Source organism: Orrella sp. JC864, assembly GCF_037026685.1.
In the GTDB taxonomy this organism is placed as follows: Bacteria; Pseudomonadota; Gammaproteobacteria; order Burkholderiales; family Burkholderiaceae_B; genus Orrella.
This window is the reverse complement of record NZ_JBANET010000023.1, coordinates 1-23,637: the sequence shown is the minus strand read 5'-3', so window position 1 is coordinate 23,637 and position 23,637 is coordinate 1. Positions and strand designations below refer to the sequence as shown.

The 23,637-nt window shown below is 70.8% G+C and carries 15 protein-coding genes; 11 read left to right on the top strand and 4 right to left on the bottom strand.

Annotated features, from left to right (window positions below; all coding sequences use genetic code 11):
• The first annotated feature begins 108 nt into the window (after positions 1-108).
• Positions 109-1,491 (top strand): adenylosuccinate lyase, encoded by a 1,383-nt coding sequence (gene purB / locus V8Z80_RS17720; RefSeq protein WP_155195744.1) that lies wholly within the window; start codon positions 109-111, stop codon positions 1,489-1,491.
• A gap of 58 nt (positions 1,492-1,549) precedes the next feature.
• Positions 1,550-2,008 (top strand): c-type cytochrome, encoded by a 459-nt coding sequence (locus V8Z80_RS17715; RefSeq protein WP_155195746.1) that lies wholly within the window; start codon positions 1,550-1,552, stop codon positions 2,006-2,008.
• Here V8Z80_RS17715 and V8Z80_RS17710 read toward each other — a convergent pair.
• Together V8Z80_RS17710 and V8Z80_RS17705 are read right to left on the bottom strand one after the other, a co-directional pair.
• Positions 2,005-2,694: a cytochrome b/b6 domain-containing protein gene (locus tag V8Z80_RS17710; RefSeq protein WP_155195748.1), complete on the bottom strand. Its 690-nt coding sequence runs from the start codon at positions 2,692-2,694 to the stop codon at positions 2,005-2,007. The two genes, V8Z80_RS17715 and V8Z80_RS17710, sit on opposite strands and share 4 nt — an antisense overlap.
• Positions 2,695-2,698: 4 nt before the next feature.
• Complete coding sequence (locus tag V8Z80_RS17705) at positions 2,699-3,043, bottom strand: hypothetical protein (RefSeq protein ID WP_155195750.1); 345 nt, start codon at positions 3,041-3,043, stop codon at positions 2,699-2,701.
• 144 nt (positions 3,044-3,187) lie between these two features.
• Between V8Z80_RS17705 and V8Z80_RS17700 the strand changes: the two genes are divergently transcribed.
• The 4 genes from V8Z80_RS17700 (at position 3,188) to V8Z80_RS17685 (ending at position 6,434) form a co-directional block, all read left to right on the top strand.
• Positions 3,188-3,451 carry a hypothetical protein gene (locus V8Z80_RS17700; protein ID WP_155195752.1) on the top strand — a complete coding sequence of 88 codons (264 nt, stop codon included), beginning with the start codon at positions 3,188-3,190 and terminating at the stop codon, positions 3,449-3,451.
• Between the two features lie 120 nt (positions 3,452-3,571).
• The gene (locus tag V8Z80_RS17695) at positions 3,572-4,966 is read left to right on the top strand and encodes an APC family permease (RefSeq protein ID WP_155195754.1); all 1,395 of its coding nucleotides are present in this window, start codon (positions 3,572-3,574) and stop codon (positions 4,964-4,966) included.
• 35 nt (positions 4,967-5,001) lie between these two features.
• Positions 5,002-5,544 (top strand): methyltransferase domain-containing protein, encoded by a 543-nt coding sequence (locus V8Z80_RS17690; protein ID WP_336062969.1) that lies wholly within the window; start codon positions 5,002-5,004, stop codon positions 5,542-5,544.
• Positions 5,545-5,825: 281 nt separating this feature from the next.
• The gene (locus V8Z80_RS17685) at positions 5,826-6,434 is read left to right on the top strand and encodes a BPSL1445 family SYLF domain-containing lipoprotein (protein WP_155195758.1); all 609 of its coding nucleotides are present in this window, start codon (positions 5,826-5,828) and stop codon (positions 6,432-6,434) included.
• An 85-nt stretch (positions 6,435-6,519) separates the two neighbouring features.
• Here V8Z80_RS17685 and V8Z80_RS17680 read toward each other — a convergent pair whose 3' ends face one another.
• Positions 6,520-8,121 (bottom strand): methyl-accepting chemotaxis protein, encoded by a 1,602-nt coding sequence (locus tag V8Z80_RS17680; protein ID WP_155195760.1) that lies wholly within the window; start codon positions 8,119-8,121, stop codon positions 6,520-6,522.
• Positions 8,122-8,445: 324 nt separating this feature from the next.
• Positions 8,446-8,667, bottom strand: coding sequence for a hypothetical protein (locus tag V8Z80_RS17675; RefSeq protein WP_155195762.1), 222 nt, complete (start codon positions 8,665-8,667; stop codon positions 8,446-8,448).
• A 412-nt stretch (positions 8,668-9,079) separates the two neighbouring features.
• On the opposite strand from V8Z80_RS17675, the gene V8Z80_RS17670 reads away from it, so the two are divergent.
• The 5 genes from V8Z80_RS17670 to V8Z80_RS17650 all read left to right on the top strand — a co-directional run bounded on the left by V8Z80_RS17670 (position 9,080) and on the right by V8Z80_RS17650 (position 23,576).
• Entirely contained in the window at positions 9,080-9,739 is a 660-nt protein-coding gene (locus V8Z80_RS17670) for an STN domain-containing protein (protein WP_336062968.1), read from the top strand.
• The gene (locus V8Z80_RS17665) at positions 9,736-10,311 is read left to right on the top strand and encodes an RNA polymerase sigma factor (protein ID WP_336062967.1); all 576 of its coding nucleotides are present in this window, start codon (positions 9,736-9,738) and stop codon (positions 10,309-10,311) included. Before V8Z80_RS17670 ends, V8Z80_RS17665 begins: the two co-directional genes overlap by 4 nt.
• Positions 10,312-10,393: 82 nt before the next feature.
• Positions 10,394-11,389, top strand: coding sequence for a FecR family protein (locus V8Z80_RS17660; RefSeq protein ID WP_336062966.1), 996 nt, complete (start codon positions 10,394-10,396; stop codon positions 11,387-11,389).
• Between the two features lie 277 nt (positions 11,390-11,666).
• The gene (locus tag V8Z80_RS17655) at positions 11,667-22,916 is read left to right on the top strand and encodes a filamentous haemagglutinin family protein (protein WP_336062965.1); all 11,250 of its coding nucleotides are present in this window, start codon (positions 11,667-11,669) and stop codon (positions 22,914-22,916) included.
• An 87-nt stretch (positions 22,917-23,003) separates the two neighbouring features.
• Positions 23,004-23,576 carry an RNA polymerase sigma factor gene (locus V8Z80_RS17650; protein ID WP_336062964.1) on the top strand — a complete coding sequence of 191 codons (573 nt, stop codon included), beginning with the start codon at positions 23,004-23,006 and terminating at the stop codon, positions 23,574-23,576.
• Positions 23,577-23,637: the final 61 nt, after the last annotated feature.

Below are 23,637 nucleotides of genomic sequence, written 5' to 3'. Positions count from 1 at the left end.
GTTCGATCCCTGAGTTTATCTTGGCGCGCCGCTTTATGGGCCCGGGGCCCGGCCACGGCCGGGTGATAAAATCGCTGATTCGATTTTTGTCGCGTTTTCACATCAATCATGCAGATCGCCTCCCAGCTCAGCTCCCTGAATGCCTTGTCCCCGCTGGACGGGCGCTATGCCTCGCGCGGCGACAGCCTGCGCGGCCTGCTGTCCGAGGCGGGCTTCATGGCGCACCGCGTCGAGGTCGAGGTCGCCTGGCTGGTGGGCCTGTCCGAGGCGGGCCTGCCCGAGCTGGCGCCGTTCTCCCCGGCCGCGCGCCAGCGGCTGCGCGCGCTGGTGGACGATTTCTCCGAGGCCGACGCCGCGCGCATCAAGGAGATCGAGCGGGTCACCAACCATGACGTCAAGGCGGTCGAATACTGGCTGAAAGAGCGCGTGGCGGGCGATCCCGAGCTCGAGCGCGCGGCCGAGTTCATCCATTTCGCCTGCACCTCCGAAGACATCAACAACACCTCGCATGCGCTGATGCTCAGCCGCGCGCGCGAGCGGGCCGTCGTGCCGCGCCTGCGCGAGCTGCACGCCAAGCTGGCCGAGATGGCGCAGGCCTATGCCGGCCAGCCCATGCTCTCGCGCACCCACGGCCAGCCGGCCAGCCCCACCACCGTCGGCAAGGAGTTCGCCAACGTGGCGGCGCGCCTGGGCCGCGCCATCGACGCCATCGAAAAGGTCGAGCCGCTGGCCAAGCTCAACGGCGCCACGGGCAACTACAACGCGCACCTGGCGGCCTATCCCGAGATCGATTGGCCGGCTTTCAGCGCCGGCGTGCTGCGCGGCCTGGGCCTGACCCAGAACGCGCACACCATCCAGATCGAGCCGCACGACTGGATGGCGGCCTTGTTCGATGCCATCGCGCGCGCCAACGTCATCGTGCTGGACCTGGACCGCGACGTATGGGGCTACATCGCCCTGGGCTACTTCAAGCAGCGCCTGAAGGAAGGCGAGGTCGGCTCCTCGACCATGCCGCACAAGGTCAACCCCATCGACTTCGAGAACTCCGAAGGCAACATCGGCCTGGCCAACGCCACCTTGCGCCACCTGTCCGAGAAGCTGCCGGTCTCGCGCTGGCAGCGCGACCTGACCGACTCGACCGTGCTGCGCAACCTGGGCGTGGCGCTGGGCTATTGCCTGGTGGCCTACGACGCCTGCCTGCGCGGGCTGAACAAGCTGGAACTGAACGCGCCGGCCGTCGATGCCGACATCGACGCCTGCTGGGAAGTGCTGGCCGAACCCGTGCAGACGGTCATGCGCCGCTATGGCCTGCCGCAACCCTACGAGCAGCTCAAGGCGCTCACGCGCGGCAAGGGCATCACCGAGCAGGCCCTGCGCGAGTTCGTCGCCGGCCTGGACCTGCCGGCCGAGCCCAAGGCGCGCCTGCTGGCCATGACGCCGCGCAGCTATGTCGGCCTGGCGGTTTCCCTGGCCAAGTCCTTGCAGGTATAGTGCCCGGGAGCCGCGGCGGCATGCCGGCCGGCGCGGCTCGTCTATCCGGAGCCTTGCGATGAAAAAACCCTTGCTCGCGCTGGCCGCTGCCTGTGCCTCGGCCGCCGCGCTGTTTCATTTTCCCGCCGCCGCCCAGTTCGCCAAGCCCGACGATGCGATCAAGTACCGCCAGTCGGCGTTCACGCTGATCTCTGCCCATTTCGGCCGCATGGGGCCGGTGGCCAAGGGCCAGGCGCCCTACGATGCCGAGCAGATCAAGGCCAACGTGCAGCTTCTGCAGACGCTGGCCGCCTTGCCGTGGGGGGCTTTCGGCCCGGGCACCGAGGGCGGCGGGGCGCGCGCCGAGGTCTGGAGCGACGAGCAGGGTTTCCTCAAGGCCCAGCAGCGTTTCGTCCAGAGCGTGGACAAGCTGGCGCAGGCGGCCGCGACCGGCGAGCTGGTCAACGTGCGCGCCGCCTTCGGCGACGTGGGCGCCAGCTGCAAGGCCTGCCACGACTCCTACAGGCAGCGGCGCTAGTAGTACATGCCTGCCGCGCCGGCCTGCTGCGCATCGATCCATGCCAGCAGCGCCGCCACGGCCGCGGCCAGCGCCAGCGCGCGCAGCCGCACCGCCAGGCCGTCCTCGGCCGCCGGCGTGCCGGGCGCCAGCTCGGCGGCCGGCGCATCGCCGTGGATCATCGGGCCGACCAGCCGCTTGCGGCGCACCAGGGCATACCAGGCCACGGCCGCCAGGTGCAGCGCGACCAGGGCGTAAAGCAGCCACTCGGCCTGCATGTGCAGGCCCGTCAGTCGGCTGGACAGCTCGCCGCTGATCCGGTGGGCCAGCGGCCCTTGCGTCAGGATGTCGTCGTTGGCGAACAGGCCCGTGCCGGCCTGCAGGCCGAACAGCGCCAGCATGGCCACCACCGACAGCGCGCCCAGGGGATTGTGGCCGGCCTGGCCTTCGGGGGCCTGGCCGCGCAGATAGCGCCACCACGCGCCGGGCCCGCGCACGAATTGCGCGAAGCGGGCATAGCGCGGGCCGAACAGGCCCCATAGCAGCCGGAACAGGATCAATCCGAAGGTGGCCAGTCCAAAGCGCACATGCCAGTCCATGTACATGCCGCCCAGCTTGACGGTGACCAGCGCGCCGGTCACGCAGGCGGCCAGCAGCCAATGGAACAGGCGGGTGGGCAGATCCCAGATGCGGACGGCGGCGGGCATGGCGTTATCGGCTGGGCAGCAGGGCGGTCAAGGCGCCCTTCAGGACGGGAGAGAAGATCGGGACGACATGATGCACGCCCTGCTTGTCCATGGCGTGCCTGAGGGTGACGCTCTGGCCGTTGAACGCCGAGGGCTGCGCGCCCTTGCGCACGTAGTGGGCCAGCAGCCGGTCCACCCCTTGCTGGGCGGCCATGACGGCCAGCGGCGAGGCCTCGCGGCCGGCCGTGTGCTCGTCCAGCACGCGGTGCAGGTCGTCGATGAACAGGCCCAGCGCGTTCGCGCCACGGCAGTCCGGGCGTTCGTAGCCCCAGGGCCGTTGCGGGCGGGGCGGACAGGAAGAGGCATTCATGCCGGCATCCTAGCGCATCGCGGTCATCCTGGACAGGCGCAGCATCTGCTAAGGTCGGGGCATGGCTGCGATCCGTCCTCTCCCTGCTTGCCGGCGCCTGCGCCGCCCCAAGACCGTGCCGCCCGCGTCCGGGCAGCAGGCGCCATGACCTGGCTGGTCGCCGCCGCCGCGCTGGCCGTCTTCGTGGCGCTGCGCTGGCGCCTGGTCACCTCGCTGCTGGGCAGGCTGCTGCTGTGGCTGGGCGTGGCCCTGCTGCTGTGGTGGGTGGGCGTGCGGCTGGGGCCCGAGGGCGCGCCGTGGCTGCTGGCCGTGCTGGCGCTCGCGCTGGTCCTGCTGTTCCTGGCCTACCTGCTCGAGCCCTGGCTGGCGCGGCGCCGCGGGCGGCCGCGCGGGCGAGGACGGCGCTAGCATGCTGCCGCTTGCAAGTTTCGCAGAACAAATTTAAGTTCATCGTCAGCATCGCGGAACTTCCTGCTTGGTCGCTTTTCAGAAGACGGCCTCCCGCAAACTTCTTCCTACGGATACTTGATGAGCGAGTCCGCGCCAGACCGTCGTTCCCCGTCCCCCCCGCAGGCCGAGGCCGCTGCGCCGCAGGCCGATCCCCATCCCCGCCGCCTGCTCAATACCGTCGATGTCATGGCCCTGGTCATCGGCATCGTCATCGGCGCGGGCATCTTCAGCGCACCGGCGCTGGTTGCGGGCTTTTCCCACTCGGTCGAGGCGATGCTGCTGGCCTGGCTGCTGGGCGGCATCATCTCGGTGGCCGGGGCCCTGTGCTACGCCGAACTGGCAACCTCCCATCCCAACGCCGGAGGCGACTACCATTTCCTGCGCCTGGCCTATGGCGAGAAGCTCTCGTTCCTGTTCGCCTGGGCCCGCCTGACCGTCATCCCCACGGGCTCCATCGCCTTGCTGGGTTTTGTCTTCGGCGACTACGCCACGCAGATATACAGCCTGGGCGAGTTCTCCTCGGCCTGGTATGCAGCGGCCATGGTCCTTGTGCTGACCCTGGTCAACCTGGTCGGGCTGCGCTCGGGCAAATGGACGCAGAACCTGCTGACCCTGCTGGAAGTGGGCGGCGTGCTGTTCATCATCGGCGCGGGCCTGTTCATGACGCCCGACCCGCAGGCCGCCGCTGCCGCCGCCGCCTCGCCCGAAACGCGCCAGGCCACGCAGTGGGGGCTGGTGCTGGTGTTCGTGATGCTGACCTACGGCGGCTGGAACGAGGCGGCCTACGTCTCGGCCGAGGTGGTCGGCCCCAAGCGCAACCTGCCGCGCGCGCTGTTCTGGAGCCTGGCCATCATCACGCTGGCCTACCTGCTGGTGAACCTGGCCTTCGTGCGCGTGCTGGGCCTGCAAGCCATGGGCGCGAGCGACGCCGTGGCGGCCGACATGCTGCGCGTGCTCATGGGCGAGCGCGGCGCCCAGGTCATCAGCGCGCTGATCGCCATCGCGGCGCTGACATCGGCCAACGCCACCATCCTGCTGGGCTCGCGCACCATCTACGCCTTCGGGCGGGACGAGCCCATGTTCGGCCTGCTGGGACGCTGGAACGCGCGCCACGACGGACCTACCAACGCGCTGCTCACCGTGGGCGCCATCTCGCTGGGCCTGGTGGGCCTGGGCGCGGTCACCCGCAGCGGCTTTTCGACCATGGTGGACTACACCGCGCCGGTGTTCTGGTTCTTCTTTACGCTGACGGGCATTTCCCTGTTCGTGCTGCGCCGGCGTTTTCCCGATCGGCCCCGGCCCTTCAGCGTGCCGTTCTATCCGGTCACGCCGCTGGTTTTCATCGCGGTATGCCTGTACCTGCTGTATTCCAGCGTGATGTATACCGGCGTCGGCTCGCTGGTGGGCATCGCGGTGCTGGCGCTGGGCGCCGTCCTGCTGTGTTTCCGGCGCTCCCGCGCCTTGCGCGGGTAAGCCGTTTCGTTTTTTCGTCAAGCAAGGAGTCTGTCGTGATCAAGCCCCTACACACGATTTATGGTTTCATCGCCGCATCGTTCTTCGTGGCCGGCAGCGCCCTGGCGCAAAACGCCCCGCAAGCGCGCACGCCCGACGTCATCTTCGTGCCCACGCCCCAGGAAGTGGTCGATGCCATGCTCAAGGTGGCCAAGGTCGGGCCCGACGACGTGCTCTACGACCTGGGCTCGGGCAACGGCATCATTCCGGTGACCGCCGCGCGCGACTATGGCGCCCGCGCCGTGGGCATCGACATCGACCCGCAGCGCATCGCCGAGGCCAATGCCAATGCCCAGGAGAACAAGGTGACCGACAAGGTCAAGTTCATCCAGGGCGACCTGTTCGAGCAGGACCTGTCCGAGGCCACGGTCATCTCGCTGTACCTGCTGAACTCGCTCAATCTCAAGCTGCGGCCGACGCTGCAGGCGCTCAAGCCGGGCACGCGCATCGTCTCGCACGCCTTCGACATGGGCGACTGGGAACCGGACGAAACCCTGGACGTGAACGGGCGGCGCGTCTATTTCTGGGTGGTGAAGTAGCCCCTCCAGGCGCTGGGCGCCTCCCCCCCAGGGGGGCGGCGCTGGCGGACCGGCGGAGCCGGATCCGCGGCGCCCCTGGGTTGGTCGGGGTGCTTGCGGGAGGCGGCGGCGTGTTCGGGCGGGATGCCTACGCTTGTTTACAGTGTGGCCATTATTGGGCGCGGCATTGCGGGCAGTTGCGGGGTTTCGTTGCAAGTCTTGCTAATTGGTCAGACTTTGCTCACTCGGGTGACAGATTGGCGGCGTACAGTGGAAGGCGGAATTTATCCAAGGAGACCTTCATGTTGCGCAATCTTCCTTTCTTTCGCCGCAGCGGCCTGGCTGCCGCAGCCCTGGCCGTGGCGGGCCTGGTGACCGCCGGCTGCAGTGCGACCGCCAATTCTCCCGACGCGCGGGCAACGCCCGCCGAGCAGCGCGCCCAGATCGACTCGGGCGCCGATGCGACCCTGACCCGCCTGTACCAGGCCGCGCCGCGTTCCAAGCAGCTGGTCCAGGATGCCAAGGGCGTGCTGATCTTCCCGTCGGTGCTGGGCGCCAGCTTCGTGGTGGGCGGCGAGTACGGCAAGGGCGTGCTGCGCGTGGGCGGCAAGCCGCAGGCCTACTACACCGTGGCCGGCGGCTCGATCGGCTTTCAGGCGGGCGCGCAATCGCGCGCCACGGTACTGCTGTTCATGACCGACGAGGCGCTGCAGCGTTTCCGCAACAGCGACGGCTGGACCATCGGCGCGGATGCCCATGTCGCGGTCGCCACCATCGGCGCCAACGGCAGCATCGACAGCAATACCGCCCGCCAGCCGGTGATCGGCTTCGTGCTGAACAATGCCGGCCTGGCCGCCGGCGTGGCCATCGACGGCTCGAAGGTGACCCTGGATACCGAGCTCTCGCGCTAAGCGCCCGCGGTATCCTGGTGAAGGCAGGACGGCATGGCCGTCCTGCTTTTTTTGCGCCCTTGTCCCGGCCGCGTGCGCCGGGCAGCTAGCGCGTGCCGGCCAGGGCCTTGCCGGCCTGGGGCGTGCGAAACACGGCAATGGCCTGCACCAGCGCCTGGGATTCGTGGCCCAGGTGCTGGGCCACTTCGTGCAGATCGCCCACCAGCGCCACGTTCTGCTGCGCCACGCCGTCCATGCGGGCCACCGCGCCGCTGATCTGGCGCACCCCGCCCGACTGCCCGGCGCTGGCCCGGGAAATTTCCTCCACCAGATCGTTGACGCGCCGCACGGCGTCCATGATGCGCTGCATGGCCGTGCCCGCCTGGCTGGCCTGCCCGGAACCTAGCGACATGCGCTGCACCGACTGGTCGATCAGCGCCTTGATCTCCTTGGCCGCCGCCGAGCTCTTGTGCGCCAGGTTGCGCACCTCGCCGGCCACCACGGCAAAGCCGCGGCCCTGCTCGCCCGCGCGCGCCGCCTCCACGGCGGCGTTGAGCGCCAGGATATTGGTCTGGAACGCAATGCCCTCTATCAGCGTGACGATCTCGGAAATCTTGCGCGAACTGCCATCCAGGGCCTGCATGGTGGCGTTGAGCTCGTCCACGATCTGGCCGCCCTGGCTGGCCAGCGCCTGGCTCTCGCGCGCCAGGCCGGTGGCGGCCTGCGCGCTTTCGGCGTTGCGCAGCACCGTCGCCGTCAGCTGCTCGACGCTGGCGGCCGTCTCCTGCAGTGCGCCGGACTGGGCCTCGGTGCGCGCGGCCAGGCTCTCGCTGCCCTGGCGCAGCTGGGCGATGCTGCGCACATGGTCGGCGGTCTTGCCGATCACTTCGGACGAAATGCCGATCAGGCTCTTGCGCATCAGGTCCAAATAGAAATAAAGATTGCGCATTTCGCCGGCCTGGGCAGGATCGATGTCGTTGACCAGGTTGCCCGCGGCGATCTGGCGGGCCAGCTCCTCGGCGCCCGCCAGCGGGGCGGTGATGCGCCGCGCCAGCCACATCGTGGCCAGCAGGTAGGCGGCGCACACGCCCGCGTGGCCGGCCCACAGCGGCCAAGCCCAGGCCGGATGCTGGCTGGCGGCCAGGTGGGTCGGAATCGCCGCCAGCGCGCACATGGCCACGGCCATTCGCAGCAGGGTGGCCTGTACGCCGCGGCGCAAGGGAGCGGCCAGCGCGTGCAAGGCGGCGCGCCAGCCCACCGGCACGCGCCGGCCTTGCCGCAGGGCGTAGCCGCCGCTGCGGCCTTCGCGGATTTGCGTGTAGAAGGCCTCGGCCTGGCGGATCTGCTCGGTGCTGGCCTTGACCCGCACCGAGGCGTAGCCCGTGACCACGCCGTTCTCCATGACGGGCATCGCATTGGCCAGCACCCAGTAGTAGCCCCCGTGCTTGTGGCGGTTCTTGACCACGGCCAGCCACGGCTTGCCCGCCTGGAGCGTGTCCCACATGTCCTGGAACGCCTCGGGCGGCATGTCGGGGTGGCGCACGATGTTGTGGGCCTTGCCGAGCAACTCCTCGCGGGAGAACCCGCTGATCTCGATGAACGCGGGATTGCAATAAGTGATCCGGCCTTTCAGGTCCGTCTTGGAAATCAGGTATTGCTCGTCTCCCACCACGAATTCCTGGTCGGTGACTGGAATATTTTGTTTCATTTATGAGCCGCTGTTACTTAGTGGTTATATCACTAAGCTAAACGCGGCAAAGCCTGGCGAATCCGCCGAACAGGAGGGAAAAACGGGGGGTATATCCGCGTTCCGCCGCGCGCCGGGCGTGGGCGTGGGCGTGGGCGTGGGCGTGGGCGTGGGCGTGGGCGTGGGCGTGGGCGTGGGCGTGGGCGTGGGGCGGCCAGGCGAGCCTGCGCCGGCCGGGCGCGGCAAAAAGACCGGCCGGTCCGCAGGACCGGCCAGGGGTGCGCAGCCCTGGCCGCCGCCCTGGCCGCCGCCGGCGGCGGGCAGGGCGCTATCGGAGCGCCGCCCCTAGCGGGCGCGGCGCAGCTTCTGCACGATCAGGATACAGGCGATGGCGGCGATCCAGAGCGAGAGTATCGTGACGCCGGCCATCCAGAAGGGCTCCAGGAATACGGCCGCCAGGCCCAGGCACACCAGCAGGACCGGTATGCCAAAAATCGCGAATCCCAAGCCGTCGATGCCGCGTCGCGACGCGCGCAGCGGATAGCGGCTTGCCTCGGTTGTTCCCATGTTCTTGTCTCCTCGCTGGGTCGAGTTGCTGTGAGGCGCCGGCAGGATGGGCCCGGCGGCGCGGGGTTTTCTTGTTGGTCGCGGCGGCGCGATGTGTCGTTGTTCGGGCGCCGCCGTCCCCGCAGCGGGGGACTTTATAGGCAGAGTCTGTGCTCGGGGACGGATGATGTCAAGTGCGGTCACCGCAGTGTAACTTGACAGTCACGTCGCGGCGGCATCATACGGACTCCCGTTTTGGTGCCAGCTCCGTGCCGCGTTCCACCCGTCCCGTTCCGCCGACCCTTCGTGCCATAAATGTCCTGGACCACGGCGGCAGGTGGGCGGCGGGCGATGCCGGGCGGCCCCGTACAGGGCCCGGTCGATGGCGCGCCGGCTGAACCGGCCCGGTCCCTCCGGCGGCAGGGCGGCCTGGATGTTGGCACTGGCGATGTGTGCCGGCGTGGCGGCCGGCGCCCGTGCATGCGCCGGCCCGCTGCTCGATTTCGACATTCCCGCCCAGCCGCTGGGCCAGGCCCTGTCCCAGTACGGCGCCATCGCGCGCCAGCCGGCGCTGGCGCCCAGCGCCCTGGTCGAGGGGCTGTTTTCCACGGCGGTGCATGGGCGCTATTCGGCCGAGGCAGCCTTGCAACGCCTGCTGCAAGGCACCGGGCTGATCGCCGAAAAATCGGTGTCCCCGTATGGCGAGGTCTTCCGGCTTACGCGTCCGGCGGCGATACGCCCGCCTGGCCCGGCCGGGGCCAACCCGCTGGCCGGCGAAAGCCTGGACGGCTATCCGGCGCTGCTCCAGGCCCGCGTGTTGCGCGCCTTGTGCAGCCATGCCCGGACCGTACCCGGGGATTACCGGGCACTGTTTCGTGTCCAGGTCGACGCCGGCGGACAGCTGCATCGGACCGATCTGATCGAATCCACCGGGGACCCGGCGCGCGACGCCGTGCTGGTGGCCGTCTTGCGGCAGGTGCGGGCCGGCCCGCCTCCCGCCTCGTCCGTGGATGTGCCCTACACCATGATGCTGCTGCCCGTGGCGCCGGGCGCCAGGCCGCCTTGCGCGGCCGGCGCGGGGAGCACGCCATGACCGGCAACGGACCGCCGACGCTGCTGGACTACCTGACGCAGCGCTACGCCAGCCTGAAGCTGCGGCTGACCCGCAAGCTGGGCAATGCCGACCTGGCCAGCGATGCGCTGCACGATACCTGGCTGCGCCTGCAGGACAAGGACGGCTCCTTGTCGCCGGGCAGCCCGGCGGCGTACCTGATGCGCGTGGCGACCAACATCGCGGTGGACATGCAGCGGGTGCAGAATCGCACCGTCTCCGGCGAGGAGGTCGACGCCCTGCTGGAAGCCATGGCCGATGCCGCGCCCGATCCGGCCCGGCAGGCGCAGGGGCGCAGGGATCTGGAGGCCGTCACCGAGCTGCTGGCCGCCATGCCCGAGCGCCGCCGCGTCATCGTGGTCATGGTGCACTGGCAGGACATGACGCGCCAGGCGGTGGCCGACCGGCTGGGCGTTTCCCGGCGCACGGTCGATTACGAACTGCAGCGCGCCCACGAACGCCTGGATGCGTTCTACGAGGCACGGCTGGCCGATGGCGAAGGCATGGCCAAGCCCCGGTCCGCCGGCGGCGCGGGCGCGGATGCCGGTGCATGACCCATAAAATTGCGCATTCGTGCGCGCCCGCACGTTTAACCAGTATGACTCGCTCCGATTTTGCACGGGCCGGCATTTCACGATGAAAAGTTCGCAGTCCCCGGGCAACGGCCCGGCTTCGTCCGATACCCTGCGCCAGCAGGCGTGGGAGTGGCTGCGCCGGCTGACCGCCGAGGACGTTTCCCATGCCGACATGCAGGGCTTCCGGCAATGGGTGCAGGCCCACCCGGCGCACCAGGCCGCCTACAAGGAGGTCAAGGTCCGCTGGGACAGCCTGAAGCCGTCCGCGGGCAGGCTGCTGCGCGAGCAGCCCGGCATGATCCAGGCCTATGAGCGCGCGCAACGTGCGCGCACGCGCCAGCGGCGCGCCTTCCTGGGCTTGGCGGCCGCCTCGGCCGGCGCCGTGGCCGTCGCGCTCGTCCACCCGCCCCTGGATCTGTGGCCGGCCGCGTCGGAATGGGGCGCGGATTACCGCACCGCCGCGGGCGAGCAGCGCGCGGTGGCCGTCTCCCCGGGGGTGCAGGTCACGCTCAATACCCGCACCAGCCTGCGCCGGGCGCTCGTCGACGGGCGCGTGGTCGGCGTGGACCTGCTGGCCGGCGAGGCGGCGGTCGAGCTGGCCGGCGGGTACCGTTTTACGGTGACGGCGGGCGTGGGCCGCAGCCAGGCCCAGACAGGGCAATTCGAAGTACGGCATCTGGACGGCCGCGTGTGCGTGACCTGCATTGCCGGCGCCACCCAGGTCATCCACCCGGCTGGCGCGCGCGTGCTGCACGCGCACCAGCAGATGGTCTATGACGACCTGGCGGCGGGCAGCCCCGTCGATATCGATCCCGAGATGGTCTCCGCCTGGCAGCGTGGCGTGCTGGTGTTTCGCCAGGCCCCGCTGGCGCAGGTCATCGACGAGATCAACCGCTATCGCACCAGCCGGATCGTGCTGATGAACGCGGCGGCACGCAGCCAGGCCGTCACGGGCAGCTTCGAGATCGCAGCCCTGGACCGGGCTGTCGCCCAACTGCAATACATGTTCGACCTGCGCGCGCGCTCCCTGCCGGGCGGGGTGCTCATCCTGGCCTGATACGCGGCGCCACGGCCCGGCGGCCGTCATCGGCAGCCGCCTCGACACGAAAAAATTGCGCGATCCGATGCGCTGGCACGTTTATCTCCAAGCGGGCGCGCCAGCACCGGACCGATGGCCGGGCTGGCGTCCTCCTGACACATGGGCTGCCGCGACCAGGCAGCCCTGCACGGACTGGACGAAGGGAAAGATGGCCATGGGCATGCAGGGACGGAGATCGAAGACGGGATTGCGCCGCAAGGCGGGGCGTTTTGCGCTGGCGCCGGCGGCACAGGCATTGGCAATCGCCCTGGCGGCTGCGGGGGCGGGCCTGGGCGCCGACGCCCAGGCGGCTTCCCGGGCGGGCGGGGCGTGGTTCGCCGTCCCGGGGGGCAAGAGCCAGCTTGCGCGCCAGCCCGGGGCGATGCAGGCGCGGCCGCACGCGCTGTCGCGCGGGCAGCAGATGGAGCGCGCCAACCTGCAGCGCGCGATGGATAGCGTCAACCGCGCGGCCGCGACGATCGCCGCCCGCCAGGCCGAGCAGGCGGCCGCGCGCGAGCAGGCGCTGGCCGCACCCTCGGACATCCCGGACGGCCTGGCCGAAGGGGGCTTGCAGGCCGATGCCGATGCGGGCTGGCTCAATGCCAAGGCGCCGACGCAGCGCAGGCACGGCCAGCACACCGAAGTGACCATCGAGCAGACCGGCCAGAAGGCCATCCTGAACTGGAAGACCTTCAACGTCAGCCGCGACACCACGGTGCGCTTTGACCAAAGCGCGGGCAACGATGCCAAGGACGGCAACACGTGGTCGGTGCTGAACCGCGTCAACGACCCCAGCGGGCGGCCCAGCCGCATCGCCGGGCAGATCCAGGCCGAGGGCTCGGTCTACGTGATCAACCGCAACGGCGTGATCTTCCATGGGTCGAGCCAGGTCAATACCCGCAACCTGCTGGCGGCCTCGCTCAAGCTGACCGACGAGCAGTTCCTGCGCGGCATCAACAATCCGGCGCGGATCGATGGAGGCGCCGGCAACGACGTCATCATCCCGCAGCTGGGCGAGTTTCCCGACTCCCTGAACTTCTTCGTGGGCGAGCCGCACGATCCCGGTCCCGTGCCGGGCGACGTCACGGTGCAGGCCGGCGCGCGGCTGCAGGCGCACGGCGCGGGCAAGATCATGCTGTTCGGTCCGAAGGTGAGCAACGCGGGGACGATTTCCGCGCCCGACGGGCAGGTGATCCTGGCCGCCGGCGAGAATGTCTACCTGAAATCGCCCAACGACGGCGAGCTGCATGCGGTGCGCGGGCTGGACGTGGCCGTGGCCGCGCCCGCGCCGCGCGCGTTCACCTACAACCACTTCAACGACGCGTTCGCCCGCGACGGCAACATCAGTTTCAAGCAGAAGATGCAGGACGAGATCCTGCCGGCCATGCGCGAGCGCGCCGCACAGGTGGGCTACGCGGTCGTCAACGACGGCGTGGTCACGGCCGAACGCGGCAACATCACGCTGCAGTCCATGGATGTCAACCAGCGCGGCGTGCTGCTGAGCACGACGGCGCTGAACAACCGCAACGGCTCCATCACGCTGCGGGCCTGGGGGCAGGGCTTTTACGCCTACTCCGAAGGCCAGGGCGTGCAGGAAATGCTCGGCTGGGACGCCGGCATGCTGACGCTGGCGCCCGGCAGCGTGGCGCGCATCCTGCCCGATCCGGACGACACCGGCGAGATCGAGCTGGCGGCGCTGGCCACGCGCTACGATCCGGGCCGCGTGTCGCTGTACGGCAAGATCGTGAACGTGCAGCGCGATGCCAGCGTGTGGGCGCCGGCCGGCGACATCGACGTGCGCTCGGCCAGCCTGCCCCTCGAAATACAGCAGGACTACCGGGCTGCCTTCGTGCTTGCCGAGCCCGACGGCAACCGCATCTACCTGGACAGCGGCGCCTTCCTGGGCGTGGGCGGCCTGCAGGACGTGCTGGTGCCGACCGAGCGCAACTTCGTGCAGGCCGAGTTCCGCATCAACGAGCTGCGCGACTCGCCGCTGAACCGCAACGGCTGGCTGCGCGGCCAGAAGTTGGTGATCGACCGGCGCAAGGCGGGCGTGTTCGCCGGCGGCCCGATGAGCGGCGTGCAATGGGTCACGGGCGAGGACGGCGAGATCGTGCCGGGTGCGTGGGTGGGCACGCGCCTGGGCGACATGACAGGCTGGGTGGGCGTGGGCAAGACCGACCTGCAGGAGCTGTCCACGCAAGGCGGCACCATCACCCTGGTCTCCAAGAACGGCGACGTGATCACGCGCCCAGGCGCCTTCATGGACGTATCGGGCGGCTCGGTGCGCTATACCGGCGGCTATGACCGGAGCACCATGCTGCGCGCGGCCAGCGGACGCATCTATAACATCGGCTCGGCGCCCGAGAACGAGATCTACGTGGGCGTTGCGGGCCAGTACGTGCGCGAGTCCGCGCGCTGGGGCGTGACCGAGGCCTGGTATTCGCCGCTGCTGGGCAGGCGCCGCTACGAGCGCGGCTATGCCGAGGGACGCGGCGCGGGCGCGATCGAGATCAAGGCGGGCCGCAACATCGTGCTCGAAGGCGACGTATGGGGCGGGGTATCGGCCGGCGAGCGGCAGGCTGCGCAGCAAGCGCCGCACGTGGGCGGGCGGCTGACCGTGGGCGCGAGCTCGGTGGCGGACACCACCTGGTCGCTGGGGCGTCTGTTCATCGGCTCGGCGCCCAGGCTGCTGCCCGGGGATTTTGCCGTCGATTCGCCGGAACTGCCGGACTGGTTCCGCTACCTGAGCGCGTCGGAGACGGGCCAGCCCAGCGACGGGCGGCTCAAGCAAACGTGGCTGTCCGACGAGGTGCTCAGCGCCTCCGGCCTGGGCGAGATCAATTTGTGGGTGACCGACGATTCGGCGATCGAGGCCGGCGCCTGGGTGGAGCTTTCGCCCGGCGCGTCGTTGACGCTGGGGCGCGTGGAAGGCAGCGAGCCGGCCATCGAAGTGGCCGGCACGGTGCGCGCGCCGGGCGGGTCCATCATCCTGGAAAGCGGCAAGCCGCTGACCTTGGCCGCCACGGGCCGCCTGGACGTGGCCGGCCAGTGGCTCGGCGTTCATCAGGAGGGTTCGGCGCCGCGGGCGCCGGCCATCCACGGCGGCAGCGTGTCCATCAACAGGAACCTGCCCCAAGGCCTGCTGCGGATCGAGAAAGGCGCGCTCATCGACGTCTCGGGCGGGGGGCAGGTATACCGCGACGGGGCGCGCACCGCGCTGCGGGCGGGCGACGCGGGCAGCATCCGGCTGGGCGGGCTGCGCCTGGACAGCGGGCTGGAGAACCTGGACTTGCGCGCCTATGCGGCCGGCTCGGGCGGCGAACTGGACCTGGTCGCGGCTGCCGATGTGCAGATCGGCGGCACCTTGGCGCAGGACGCCGGCGACGTGCTGCACCTGCCCGCCACCCTGTACGCGGACCGCGGTTTCCGCTCGCTGGTGGTGGACACGCGCGGCCATCGCATCACCGTGCCGCAGAACGTCACGGCGCGGCAGGATGTGCACGTGGTCAATCTGCTGCCGCAGGACTATGCGGACGCGCCCGCCGGCGCGCCGCTGCCGCCGCCGGGCCGCATCGGTCCGGCGCCGGCCCATGAGCGGCTGGCGCGCGAGCCCGGCGGCCTGTGGCTGTACGGCCAGGACGTGCGCATCGAGACGGGCGCGATACTGGCCACGGACCTGGGCGGCACGCTGCGTGTGAGCGGGGACGGTACGGCGGGAATGCAGGGCCAGGTGAACGTGCATGGCACGCTGCAGGCCCCCGCCGGCCGCATCGAGATCGACGTCCAGTCCCTGACGCTGCATCCCGGCGCCGAACTGCTGGCGCGCGGCGTGCCCGTCATCGAGCTCGACGGCGCGCGCGGCCGCCAGGGCAGCGTGCTGGCCGGTGGCCAGGTCACGCTGCAGGCCGAAAGCCTGAACCTGGCGCAGGGTGCGCTGGTGGACGTCTCGGGCGCCAGCGGCTGGATCGACGTGCCGGCCGGCGGAGGATTCGGCAGGCAGGGCCGGCTGCAGGCGGTGCGGGTCGATAGCGATGGCGGCCGCATCGAGATCCGAGGCCTGGGCATCGTCGAGAGCCGCCTGCGCGCCGAGGCGGGCGGGCCGGGCGCCGTGGGCGGTGCCTTGGCAATTGGATACGCTGCGCCCGCGCCGTCGGGCGGTGGCGCGAACCCGGCCAACCAAATCCTGGATCTGCTCAAGCAGCTGGATCCGGACTGCAGCGGCGTGGGCGATTGGTCCAAATGCACCTGGGCATTTGACGATCCCTACAAAGCGGTGGGCTGGGACATCAATCTGCTGGTCGGGTGGGGAACGCCCATCATACTGTCGCGTGAATTCGTCGACCTGGTCGTCGCTCACGCGGCCAGTCAGGGAACAGCCGGGTTCTTTCTTTCGGACAGCCGCCCCGCACCAGCCGCGTCCAAGCCGCTGAACCCCGCCGACTACGGCATCAGCGACACCGTGCTGGATCTGTTCCGCGACTATCACTTCGGCTCGGATGTCATGCGCGATGTATTCACGCCGCCGCGCGACGCGAGCCTGGTGGTGCGTGCCTCGGCGTTCGGGCAAGGCGGCATGGCCGACCTGGCGCTGCAGGGCGCCCCCACCGTGCCGATACAGATCGATCCCATCGTGCTGGCACTGGGCCGGTCGATTTCATTGGAGGGGCCCATTACGTCCGCCGGGGACGGCACGGTCATGCTGCGCGCGCCGTACATTGCCTTGGCTTCAGGGCTGGAGCCGGGTCAGCAGGCCGAGCTGGCTGGCGCGCAAGCCGGCCTGGCGGGACAGCTGTCGCTGCAGGCTGCGGTGATCCAGCTCGGTTCGAACGGGCTGGGCACGGCTGCACGCATCGGCGGCGACGGGCGCATCTCCGGTTTCGCGCGGACGCTGTTGCAGGCCGACGACGTGCGGCTTGCCGCCGGCTTGGCGGTGGACGGCGAACTGCTGGTGCGCGCCGGCCAGGTCTATCCGATGACGCTGGCCCGGCCCACGATACGTGCGGCCGATGCGATACGCATCGAGCAGCTGGACGGCGCGCCGGCGGCCATGCCGCTGTCGGCCGGCGGCAGCCTGCGCCTGCAAGCGCCCGTGATCGAGCAGGACGGCACGCTGCGCGCGCCGGCCGGCCAGATAGAGCTGGCCGCCACGCAGCGGCTGAGCCTGGGCGCGGACAGCCTGACTTCGGTGGCCAGTACCTGGATGGTGCCCTACGGCAAGCTGAGCAACGGCGAATACTGGCTGGACCCGGCGCTGGAAGGGCCGGGCGCCTCGGACAATCCCGCCGACCGCCAGATGGCGGCGCCGCCGGAAAAGCGCATCACGCTGGACGCGCCGCAGGTGGCGGTGACCGAAGGCGCGCTGGTGGATATTTCGGGCGGCGGCGATCTGCACGCCTGGGAGTTCGTGCCGGGTCCGGGCGGTTCGCACGACCTGCTGACGCGGCCGGGCATGTACGCGATCCTGCCGGGCTACCAGGGTTTGTCGCCGGGCGATCCGGACCTGATCGGCAGCTCCGCCGCGATACCGGACAAGGGCCCGGCCGAAGCCGGCCGGCAGGTGTGGCTGTCCGGCGGCGAGGGCCTGGCGCCGGGGTGGTACACCCTGCTGCCGGCGCGCTACGCGCTGCTGCCGGGCGCCTATGCCGTGCAGGACAGCGGCCAGGGCCGGCGCCACGTCGCGGCCGGCGCCGGCGGGGCCGCAGGCGCCAGGCTGGGCGACGGGTCGCTGCTGATGCAGGGCCGGGCAGGCAACGCGGCCGATGGGTCGAGCCAGTCCTTCGGCTCCTTGTGGCGGGTGCTGCCCGGCAGCGTGGTGCGCAGCTATACCGAATACAACGAGGCGAGCGCCAATGCGTTCTTCTCCTCGGACGCCTTCAAGCTGACCCAGTACCGGCTGAGCGGCCAGAACGTGGTCACCCCGCGCCTGCCGCGCGATGGCGGCGCCGTGGTCTTCAAGGCCGGCGAGCGGCTGCTGCTGGACGGCAGCCTGCGTTCGCAGGCCGCCGCCGGCGGCCTGGGCGGGCTGGTGGACATCGCCGGCGAGAAGATCGCCATCGTGGGCGCGGGCCGCGAGGCCGAGGCCTTGCGCGCCGACGGCTACCTGGTGGTGGACGCGGCCAAGCTGTCGGGCTTCGGCGCAGGCAGCCTGCTGGTGGGCGGCACCCGTTCGGGCGACCCGCAGGGCATGCGGGTGGACGTGACGGCCACGCACATCGTCGTGCGCAACGATGCCGGTTCGGTGCTGGCCGGGCCCGAAATCATCCTGGCCGCCGGCGAGGAACTGTCCATCGAGGCGGGCAGCCGCATCGCGGTGCAAGAAGGCAGCGGCGCGAGCGTGGGAGACCTAATCATGGCGCCGCGCCAGAAGGCGGTCTACACCGACCCGGACGGCAACCTGGACGACAACTGGGACGGCGTGATCGACGAGCAGGATGCCGCCGACGACGTGTTGACCACGCCGGCGGCCGATTGGGGCGCGCTGGTCCGCATCTCCAACGGCGCGCCTTCGCGCGTGGTGCGCGAGGGCGTGGACACGAGCCGGGGCGGACGCGTGAGCGTGGGCGCCGATGCGCAGCTGGCGGGCGGGGCGGCGCTGCTGATCGATGCCACCCGCACCACGGACCTGGCGGCCTCGGCGCTGCTCTCGGGCGCGGACCTGTCGGTGGCCTCCGGGCGCATCGGCTTTGGCGGCGGCAGCCAGGGCATGGTGCTGGACCAGGCGGCGTTGGCGCAGCTGGCGCGTTCGAACCAACTGACGCTGCGCAGCTACTCCAGCTTCGATTTCCACGATTCGGTCGACCTGTCGGCCGCCGGCCTGCAAAGCGTCGTGCTCGACGGCGCGCGGCTGGCCGGGCTGGGCGCCGACGTGCGGGTGCGAGCCGATACGCTGACGCTGCAGAACCTGTCGGGCATCGAAGGCGGCGCGCAGCCGGACGCGGGGCAGGGCGCGCTGAGCCTGCAGGCCCGGCGCCTGGTACTGGGCGCGGGCGAGAAGGCCATCCACGGATTTGCCGACGTCATGCTGCAGGCCTCGGACGAGATCGTCGGCGCGGGCCGCGGCGGGCTGGACGCGGGCGGCAGCCAGGTCACCGTGGCCGCGCCGCTGCTGACCGGCCGTGGCGGCGCCAGCCAGTCCTTGAGTACCCTGGGCCGGCTGCAGGTGCTTGCCAGCCATGACGCGCAAGCCCCGGCCGAGGCGCTGGCCGATAGCCTGGGCGCGAGCCTGTCGCTGAGCGGCGGCAGCATCGATTTCGGCGGCCATGCGGCGATGCTGGGCGGCACGGTGTCGCTGACCGCCACGGCCGGCGACCTGGTGCTGGCCGAGACGGCGCGCATCGATGTCGGGGGCCTGGCGCGCACGATGTTCGACCAGACCGAATACGCCGATGCGGGCCGCGTGAACCTGTCCTCGCTGGGTGGCGACGTGCGCGTGCTGGCCGGCAGCGTGGTGAACCTGGCGGCCATGGCCGGCGGAGGCGATGCCGGGCAGTTGTCGGTCACGGCCGGCAACGGCGGCGCGGTGGCGCTGCTCGGCACGCTGGACGCGCAGGCCGGCGCGGGCGGGCGCGCGGGCGCATTCACGCTGGACATCGACACGCTGCCGGATTTCGGCGCGCTGGCCGCGCGCCTGGACCAGGCCGGGTTCTCGCGGGCGCGGCACTTTCGCGTGCGCGAAGGCGACGTGCTGATCGACGGCGCGACCACCGTGCAGGACTTTGCCCTGACGGCCGATCGCGGCAAGGTGTCCATCCACGGCGTGGTGGACGCGCGCGCGCCGTACGGCGGCTCGATCCGCATCACCGGCGGCGCGGGCATCGTCGTGGGCGGACAGGCCCAGCTGCTGGCCGGCGCCACGGGCGAACTGGGCAGCGGGCGCGTAACGCTGGAGGCGGCGGGCGGGCGGCTGCAAGCCCCGGCCGGGCTGATCGACGTGGACGGCGGCCAGCAGGGCGTGGTGCGCCTGCGGGCGGCGCGCACGGCCGACAACGGCGAGGTGGCGGCGGACGCGATCGGCGTGCAGGTGCGCGGCGCACGCCTGGCGGTGCTGGAAGGCACGCGCATCTACGACAATGCGTCGGTCGATGCGGTCAAGGCGCAGGCCGTGGCCGAGGCGCAGGATTTCGCGGCACGCGGCGCGGCCATCGCCGCCCGCGTGGGCGGGGGCTGGGCGGTCATGCCGGGCATCGAGATCCGCAGCGGCGGCGACCTGTCCATGGCCTCGGACTGGAACCTGTGGACCGACTTCGCCGGCGCGCGCGCCGGCAGCCTGACGCTGCGCGCGGCGGGCAAGCTGGATCTTGCCGGCCACCTGAGCGACGGTTTTGACACGGCCGGCCGCGACGGCCTGCTGCAGGCCGGCGAGTCGTGGAACCTGCGGCTGGTGGCCGGCGCCGACCTGGGCTCGGCCGACGCGCTGGCCCTGCGGCCGCAGGCCTTGCTGGGCGCGGACCAGGGCACGATCACGGTGGGAGTGGCCGACAGCAGCAAGGATGCCGGCGACGGCGCGGGCCACCTGGTGCGCACAGGCACCGGGGACATCGCCGTGCGCGCCGGCCGCGACCTGCTGCTGGCGCATGCGGATTCGGCCCTCTACACGGCCGGGCGGCGCGACACGACGGTCTGGAGCGATTTCACCACGGCGGCGCCCGGGGCCGTCTACGGCGTGCATGGCGGGCACCTGGATGTCGGCGCGCAGGGCAGCATACGGGCCGAGCATTCCGGCCGGCGCTTCGTCGAATGGCTGCAGCGCCAGGGCAACGTCAATGCCGATGGCTACTTCGGTCCGTACAGCACCGGCTACACGCAGGAGCCGGCCGAGCAATCGAGCTGGTGGGTCGCCCACGGCGGCTTTGGCCAGGGCCTGGGCGTGCTGGGCGGGGGCAATCTGACGGTGGAGGCCGGCGGTGACCTGGACAACCTGGTGGTGGCGCTGGCGACCAACATGCGCATGCGCGGCGGGCGCAGCGCCGACGAGGCCATGCGCATGGAAGTGCGCAACGGCGGGACCATGGCGGTGCAGGCCGCCGGCGCGATCCGGGGAGGGCAGTACTACCTGGCGCGCGGGCAGGGGCGCATCGCCGCGGGCATGACCGACATCGGCCATCGGGTGGCCGTGAGCAAGTCGTATCAGCCTGCCCGGGAGTTCGACATTGCGCCCGTGTTCGCGCTAGGCGACGCGGAACTGGCCGTACGCACCACGGGCGAGCTGCGCGTGCAGGCCATCATCGACCCGCTGATGGTGCGCCTGGGCTACGACGGCAGGACGCCCGGCCCGGGCGGATCGACCGACCTGGGCGCCTACATGAGCGGCTACACCGACCGCACCTCGCTGGCCTTGACCTCGGTCGGGGGCAACGTAACGCTGGTCAACCAGGCCGACTTCGTGTTCCGCGACGTGGCGCTGCAGACCAGCACGACGGAGTTCGACGCGCTGGTCGGCAAGGGCGGCAATCTCTTTCCCCCGCAGTTGCGCGCCGCCGCGTTGAGCGGCTCGCTGGAGATCCAGGGGCCGATGTACGTCGTCCCGTCGGCGCGCCACGACATGCGGCTGCTGGCGCACCAGGACGTGCGGTTCAACACGCGCCAGGCCGAAAGCCTGCACGCGCTGGTGGGGGACAATCAACGGCCCATGCCGGTGGCCGAGATCATCATGTCGCGCGCCGTGCCCGGCATGATGCCCAGTCCGTACCTGCCGTTCGGCGGCAGCGGCTACGATCAGCAGATCCACATGGATGCGGCCCTGCGCAACGAGCCCGGCGCTTACATGAGCCCCTCGTTCTACAGCACGGCGTATTTCCTGCGCGTCGGCAACCCGCAAGTCCTGCCGCTGGCCGGCGACCACGAGCCGAGCCGCATCTATGCCGGATCGGGGTCGATCACGGGGCTGAACCTGTACGCTTCGGAGCAGACCTGGGTGCGTACCGGCGGCGACATCCGCAGCTTCAACGTCCAGGCGCGCAATCTGCGTCCCAGCGACACGACGCTATTGGAGGCCGGCAACGACATCGTGGCCATGCAGCCCGTCTACGGGCGCACGGTCGGCAACGGCGTTGCCGTGCAGGGGCCCGGCCTGCTGATGCTCTCGGCCGGCCGCGACGTCTATGCCGGCAGCCTGGGCGTCACGACCCTGGGCAACCAGCGCTACGACGACAACAACCGCCCCGTGCCGCTTTCCCAGGTGCTGGGCCTGCCCGAGCAGGGCGCGGCGATCACGGTGATGGCCGGGATGAACCGGGCGCCCGCCTACGAGGCCTTCGCCGACGCCTATCTGAACCCGCAGCGCGTGGCATCCATGCCCGGCTATCTGACGCAGCCGGTCCAGGGCGATGTGCTGCCCGTCTACCTGACCGACGCGGTGCAAGGCCGGCCGGACGGGCAGGACAAGACCGTGCGCCGCGGGCTGGTGTCGTACGTGGCGCAAGTCACCGGCCAGGAGCTGGCGCCGCTGCAAGCCTGGGAGCGCTTCAAGCAGCTGCCCGAACCGGCGCGCCAGCAGTTCCTGCGCCGGGTCTTCCTGCAGGAGCTGCGCGATGCCGGCCGCGACCAGAACCTGCCGGGCACGGGCGGGCTGCCGAAGAACGGCGGCTACAACCGCGGCTATGCGGCCATCGAGACGCTGTTTCCAGGCCAAGGCTGGCAGGGCGGCGTGGCGGCCACCAGCCTGACGCTGCGCACCCAGGCCGGCGGCGACATCCAGGTCCTGACCCCGGGCGGCGGCCTGCAGGTGGCGGCGCTGGGCGCCACCGTGGCGCCGGGCGCGGGCCTGGTGACGCTGGATTCGGGCCACATCAACGTGTTCGCCCGGGACAGCGTGACGGTGAACCGCTCGCGCATCCTGTCCTTCGTGCCGCAGGCCACCGGCCAGGGCAGCGACCAGATCATCTGGTCCAGCCGGGGCGACATCGACGCCGGCCGCGGCGCCAAGACGGTGCGCGTGCCCTCGGCGCCGGACATCGTCACCGACGAGGACGGCCACACGCGGATCCTGGAGCGCTCGGACATGAGCGGCAGCGGCATCGGCACGGTGGGCCAGGGCGACGTGGACCTGGTCGCGCCCGAGGGCACGGTCAACTTCGGCGACGCCGGCGTGCGGGTGGCGGGCAACTTCAACGTGGCGGCGCTGCAGGTGCTCAATGCGGCCAACATCGAGGTGCAGGGCGAGGTCACGGGCCTGCCCGAGGTGGCGGCGGTCAACACGGGCGCGCTGACGTCGGCCAGTTCGGCGGCCGCTGCCGCGGCCGATTCGGCCCAGGACGTCATCGCCCGCCAGCGCAGCGAATCGCGGCGCAACCTGCCCTCGATCATCAGCGTGCAGATCCTGGGCTTTGGCGAGGAAACGCCGCAACACGGCGCTTCGGCCGCGCCGCCGCCCGGGCAACAGGCCCATCTGCGCTACGACCGCGCCAGTCCGCTGCAGGTCGTCGGCAAGGGCGACGCGGTGTATCCGCAGCAGGCCGGACTGCTGACCGCAGCCCAGCGCCAGCGCATGCGGCAACCGCAATAGCCGCACGCACCTTCGGCTCTCTTGCGCCTGTCCCCGCTTCCGGGGGCAGGCCGGGGAGGTGTTCGCCGCGACTGACGGAAGTTCCCTATGGATATGAGCGTCTCGTTCTGCCATGCCGCGCCCGCGCAAGAGGGGTACGCGGGGCCTGCCGCCCGCGGCGAGGCGGCAGGCGGCGTGCTGCGCGACTACCTGGCCGCACACTACGGCACCTTGCATCGCCGGCTGGCGCATGACCTGGGCTGCCCGGATCTGGCCAGCGATTGCCTGCACGATGCCTGGCTGCGGCTGGGCGGGCCGGACTTGCCGTCTCCTGTGCTGCGGCCCGGCGCCTATGTGTACCGGATGGCGCGCAACCTGGCGCTGGACCGGCTGCGCAGCGAATCCCGGCTGCTGCCGCTGGAGGCGATGGACTGCGAGAGCCAGTCATGCGATCCGCTGCCCAGGCCGGACGAGGCAGCCGCGGCCCGTTCCGAGCTGGCCCGGTTGGACCGGGCGCTGCACGGCCTGCCGTTCCGGCACCGCTGCGTGCTGTTCGAGCTGCGGGTAGAAGAGCGCACGCGCGCCCAGGTGGCCAGGACCTACGGCGTATCGGTGCGCGGCGTGGACGCGCTGCTGCGGCAGACGCTGGCGCATTGCGCCGAGGCGATGGCGCTGAAATGAAGCGGCTTGCTGCCCCCCGCGAGGGGGGCCGCTTTTTGCCTTGGGACGGCCCGGCGGCAAA

Excerpts from the sequence above, each read along its gene's own strand:
- purB (WP_155195744.1), top strand. The coding sequence starts at position 109 with ATGCAGATCGCCTCCCAGCTCAGCTCCCTGAATGCCTTGTCCCCGCTG.
- V8Z80_RS17715 (WP_155195746.1), top strand. The coding sequence starts at position 1,550 with ATGAAAAAACCCTTGCTCGCGCTGGCCGCTGCCTGTGCCTCGGCCGCC.
- V8Z80_RS17710 (WP_155195748.1), bottom strand. The coding sequence starts at position 2,694 with ATGCCCGCCGCCGTCCGCATCTGGGATCTGCCCACCCGCCTGTTCCAT.
- V8Z80_RS17705 (WP_155195750.1), bottom strand. The coding sequence starts at position 3,043 with ATGAATGCCTCTTCCTGTCCGCCCCGCCCGCAACGGCCCTGGGGCTAC.
- V8Z80_RS17700 (WP_155195752.1), top strand. The coding sequence starts at position 3,188 with ATGACCTGGCTGGTCGCCGCCGCCGCGCTGGCCGTCTTCGTGGCGCTG.
- V8Z80_RS17695 (WP_155195754.1), top strand. The coding sequence starts at position 3,572 with ATGAGCGAGTCCGCGCCAGACCGTCGTTCCCCGTCCCCCCCGCAGGCC.
- V8Z80_RS17685 (WP_155195758.1), top strand. The coding sequence starts at position 5,826 with ATGTTGCGCAATCTTCCTTTCTTTCGCCGCAGCGGCCTGGCTGCCGCA.
- V8Z80_RS17680 (WP_155195760.1), bottom strand. The coding sequence starts at position 8,121 with ATGAAACAAAATATTCCAGTCACCGACCAGGAATTCGTGGTGGGAGAC.
- V8Z80_RS17675 (WP_155195762.1), bottom strand. The coding sequence starts at position 8,667 with ATGGGAACAACCGAGGCAAGCCGCTATCCGCTGCGCGCGTCGCGACGC.
- V8Z80_RS17670 (WP_336062968.1), top strand. The coding sequence starts at position 9,080 with ATGTTGGCACTGGCGATGTGTGCCGGCGTGGCGGCCGGCGCCCGTGCA.
- V8Z80_RS17665 (WP_336062967.1), top strand. The coding sequence starts at position 9,736 with ATGACCGGCAACGGACCGCCGACGCTGCTGGACTACCTGACGCAGCGC.
- V8Z80_RS17660 (WP_336062966.1), top strand. The coding sequence starts at position 10,394 with ATGAAAAGTTCGCAGTCCCCGGGCAACGGCCCGGCTTCGTCCGATACC.
- V8Z80_RS17650 (WP_336062964.1), top strand. The coding sequence starts at position 23,004 with ATGGATATGAGCGTCTCGTTCTGCCATGCCGCGCCCGCGCAAGAGGGG.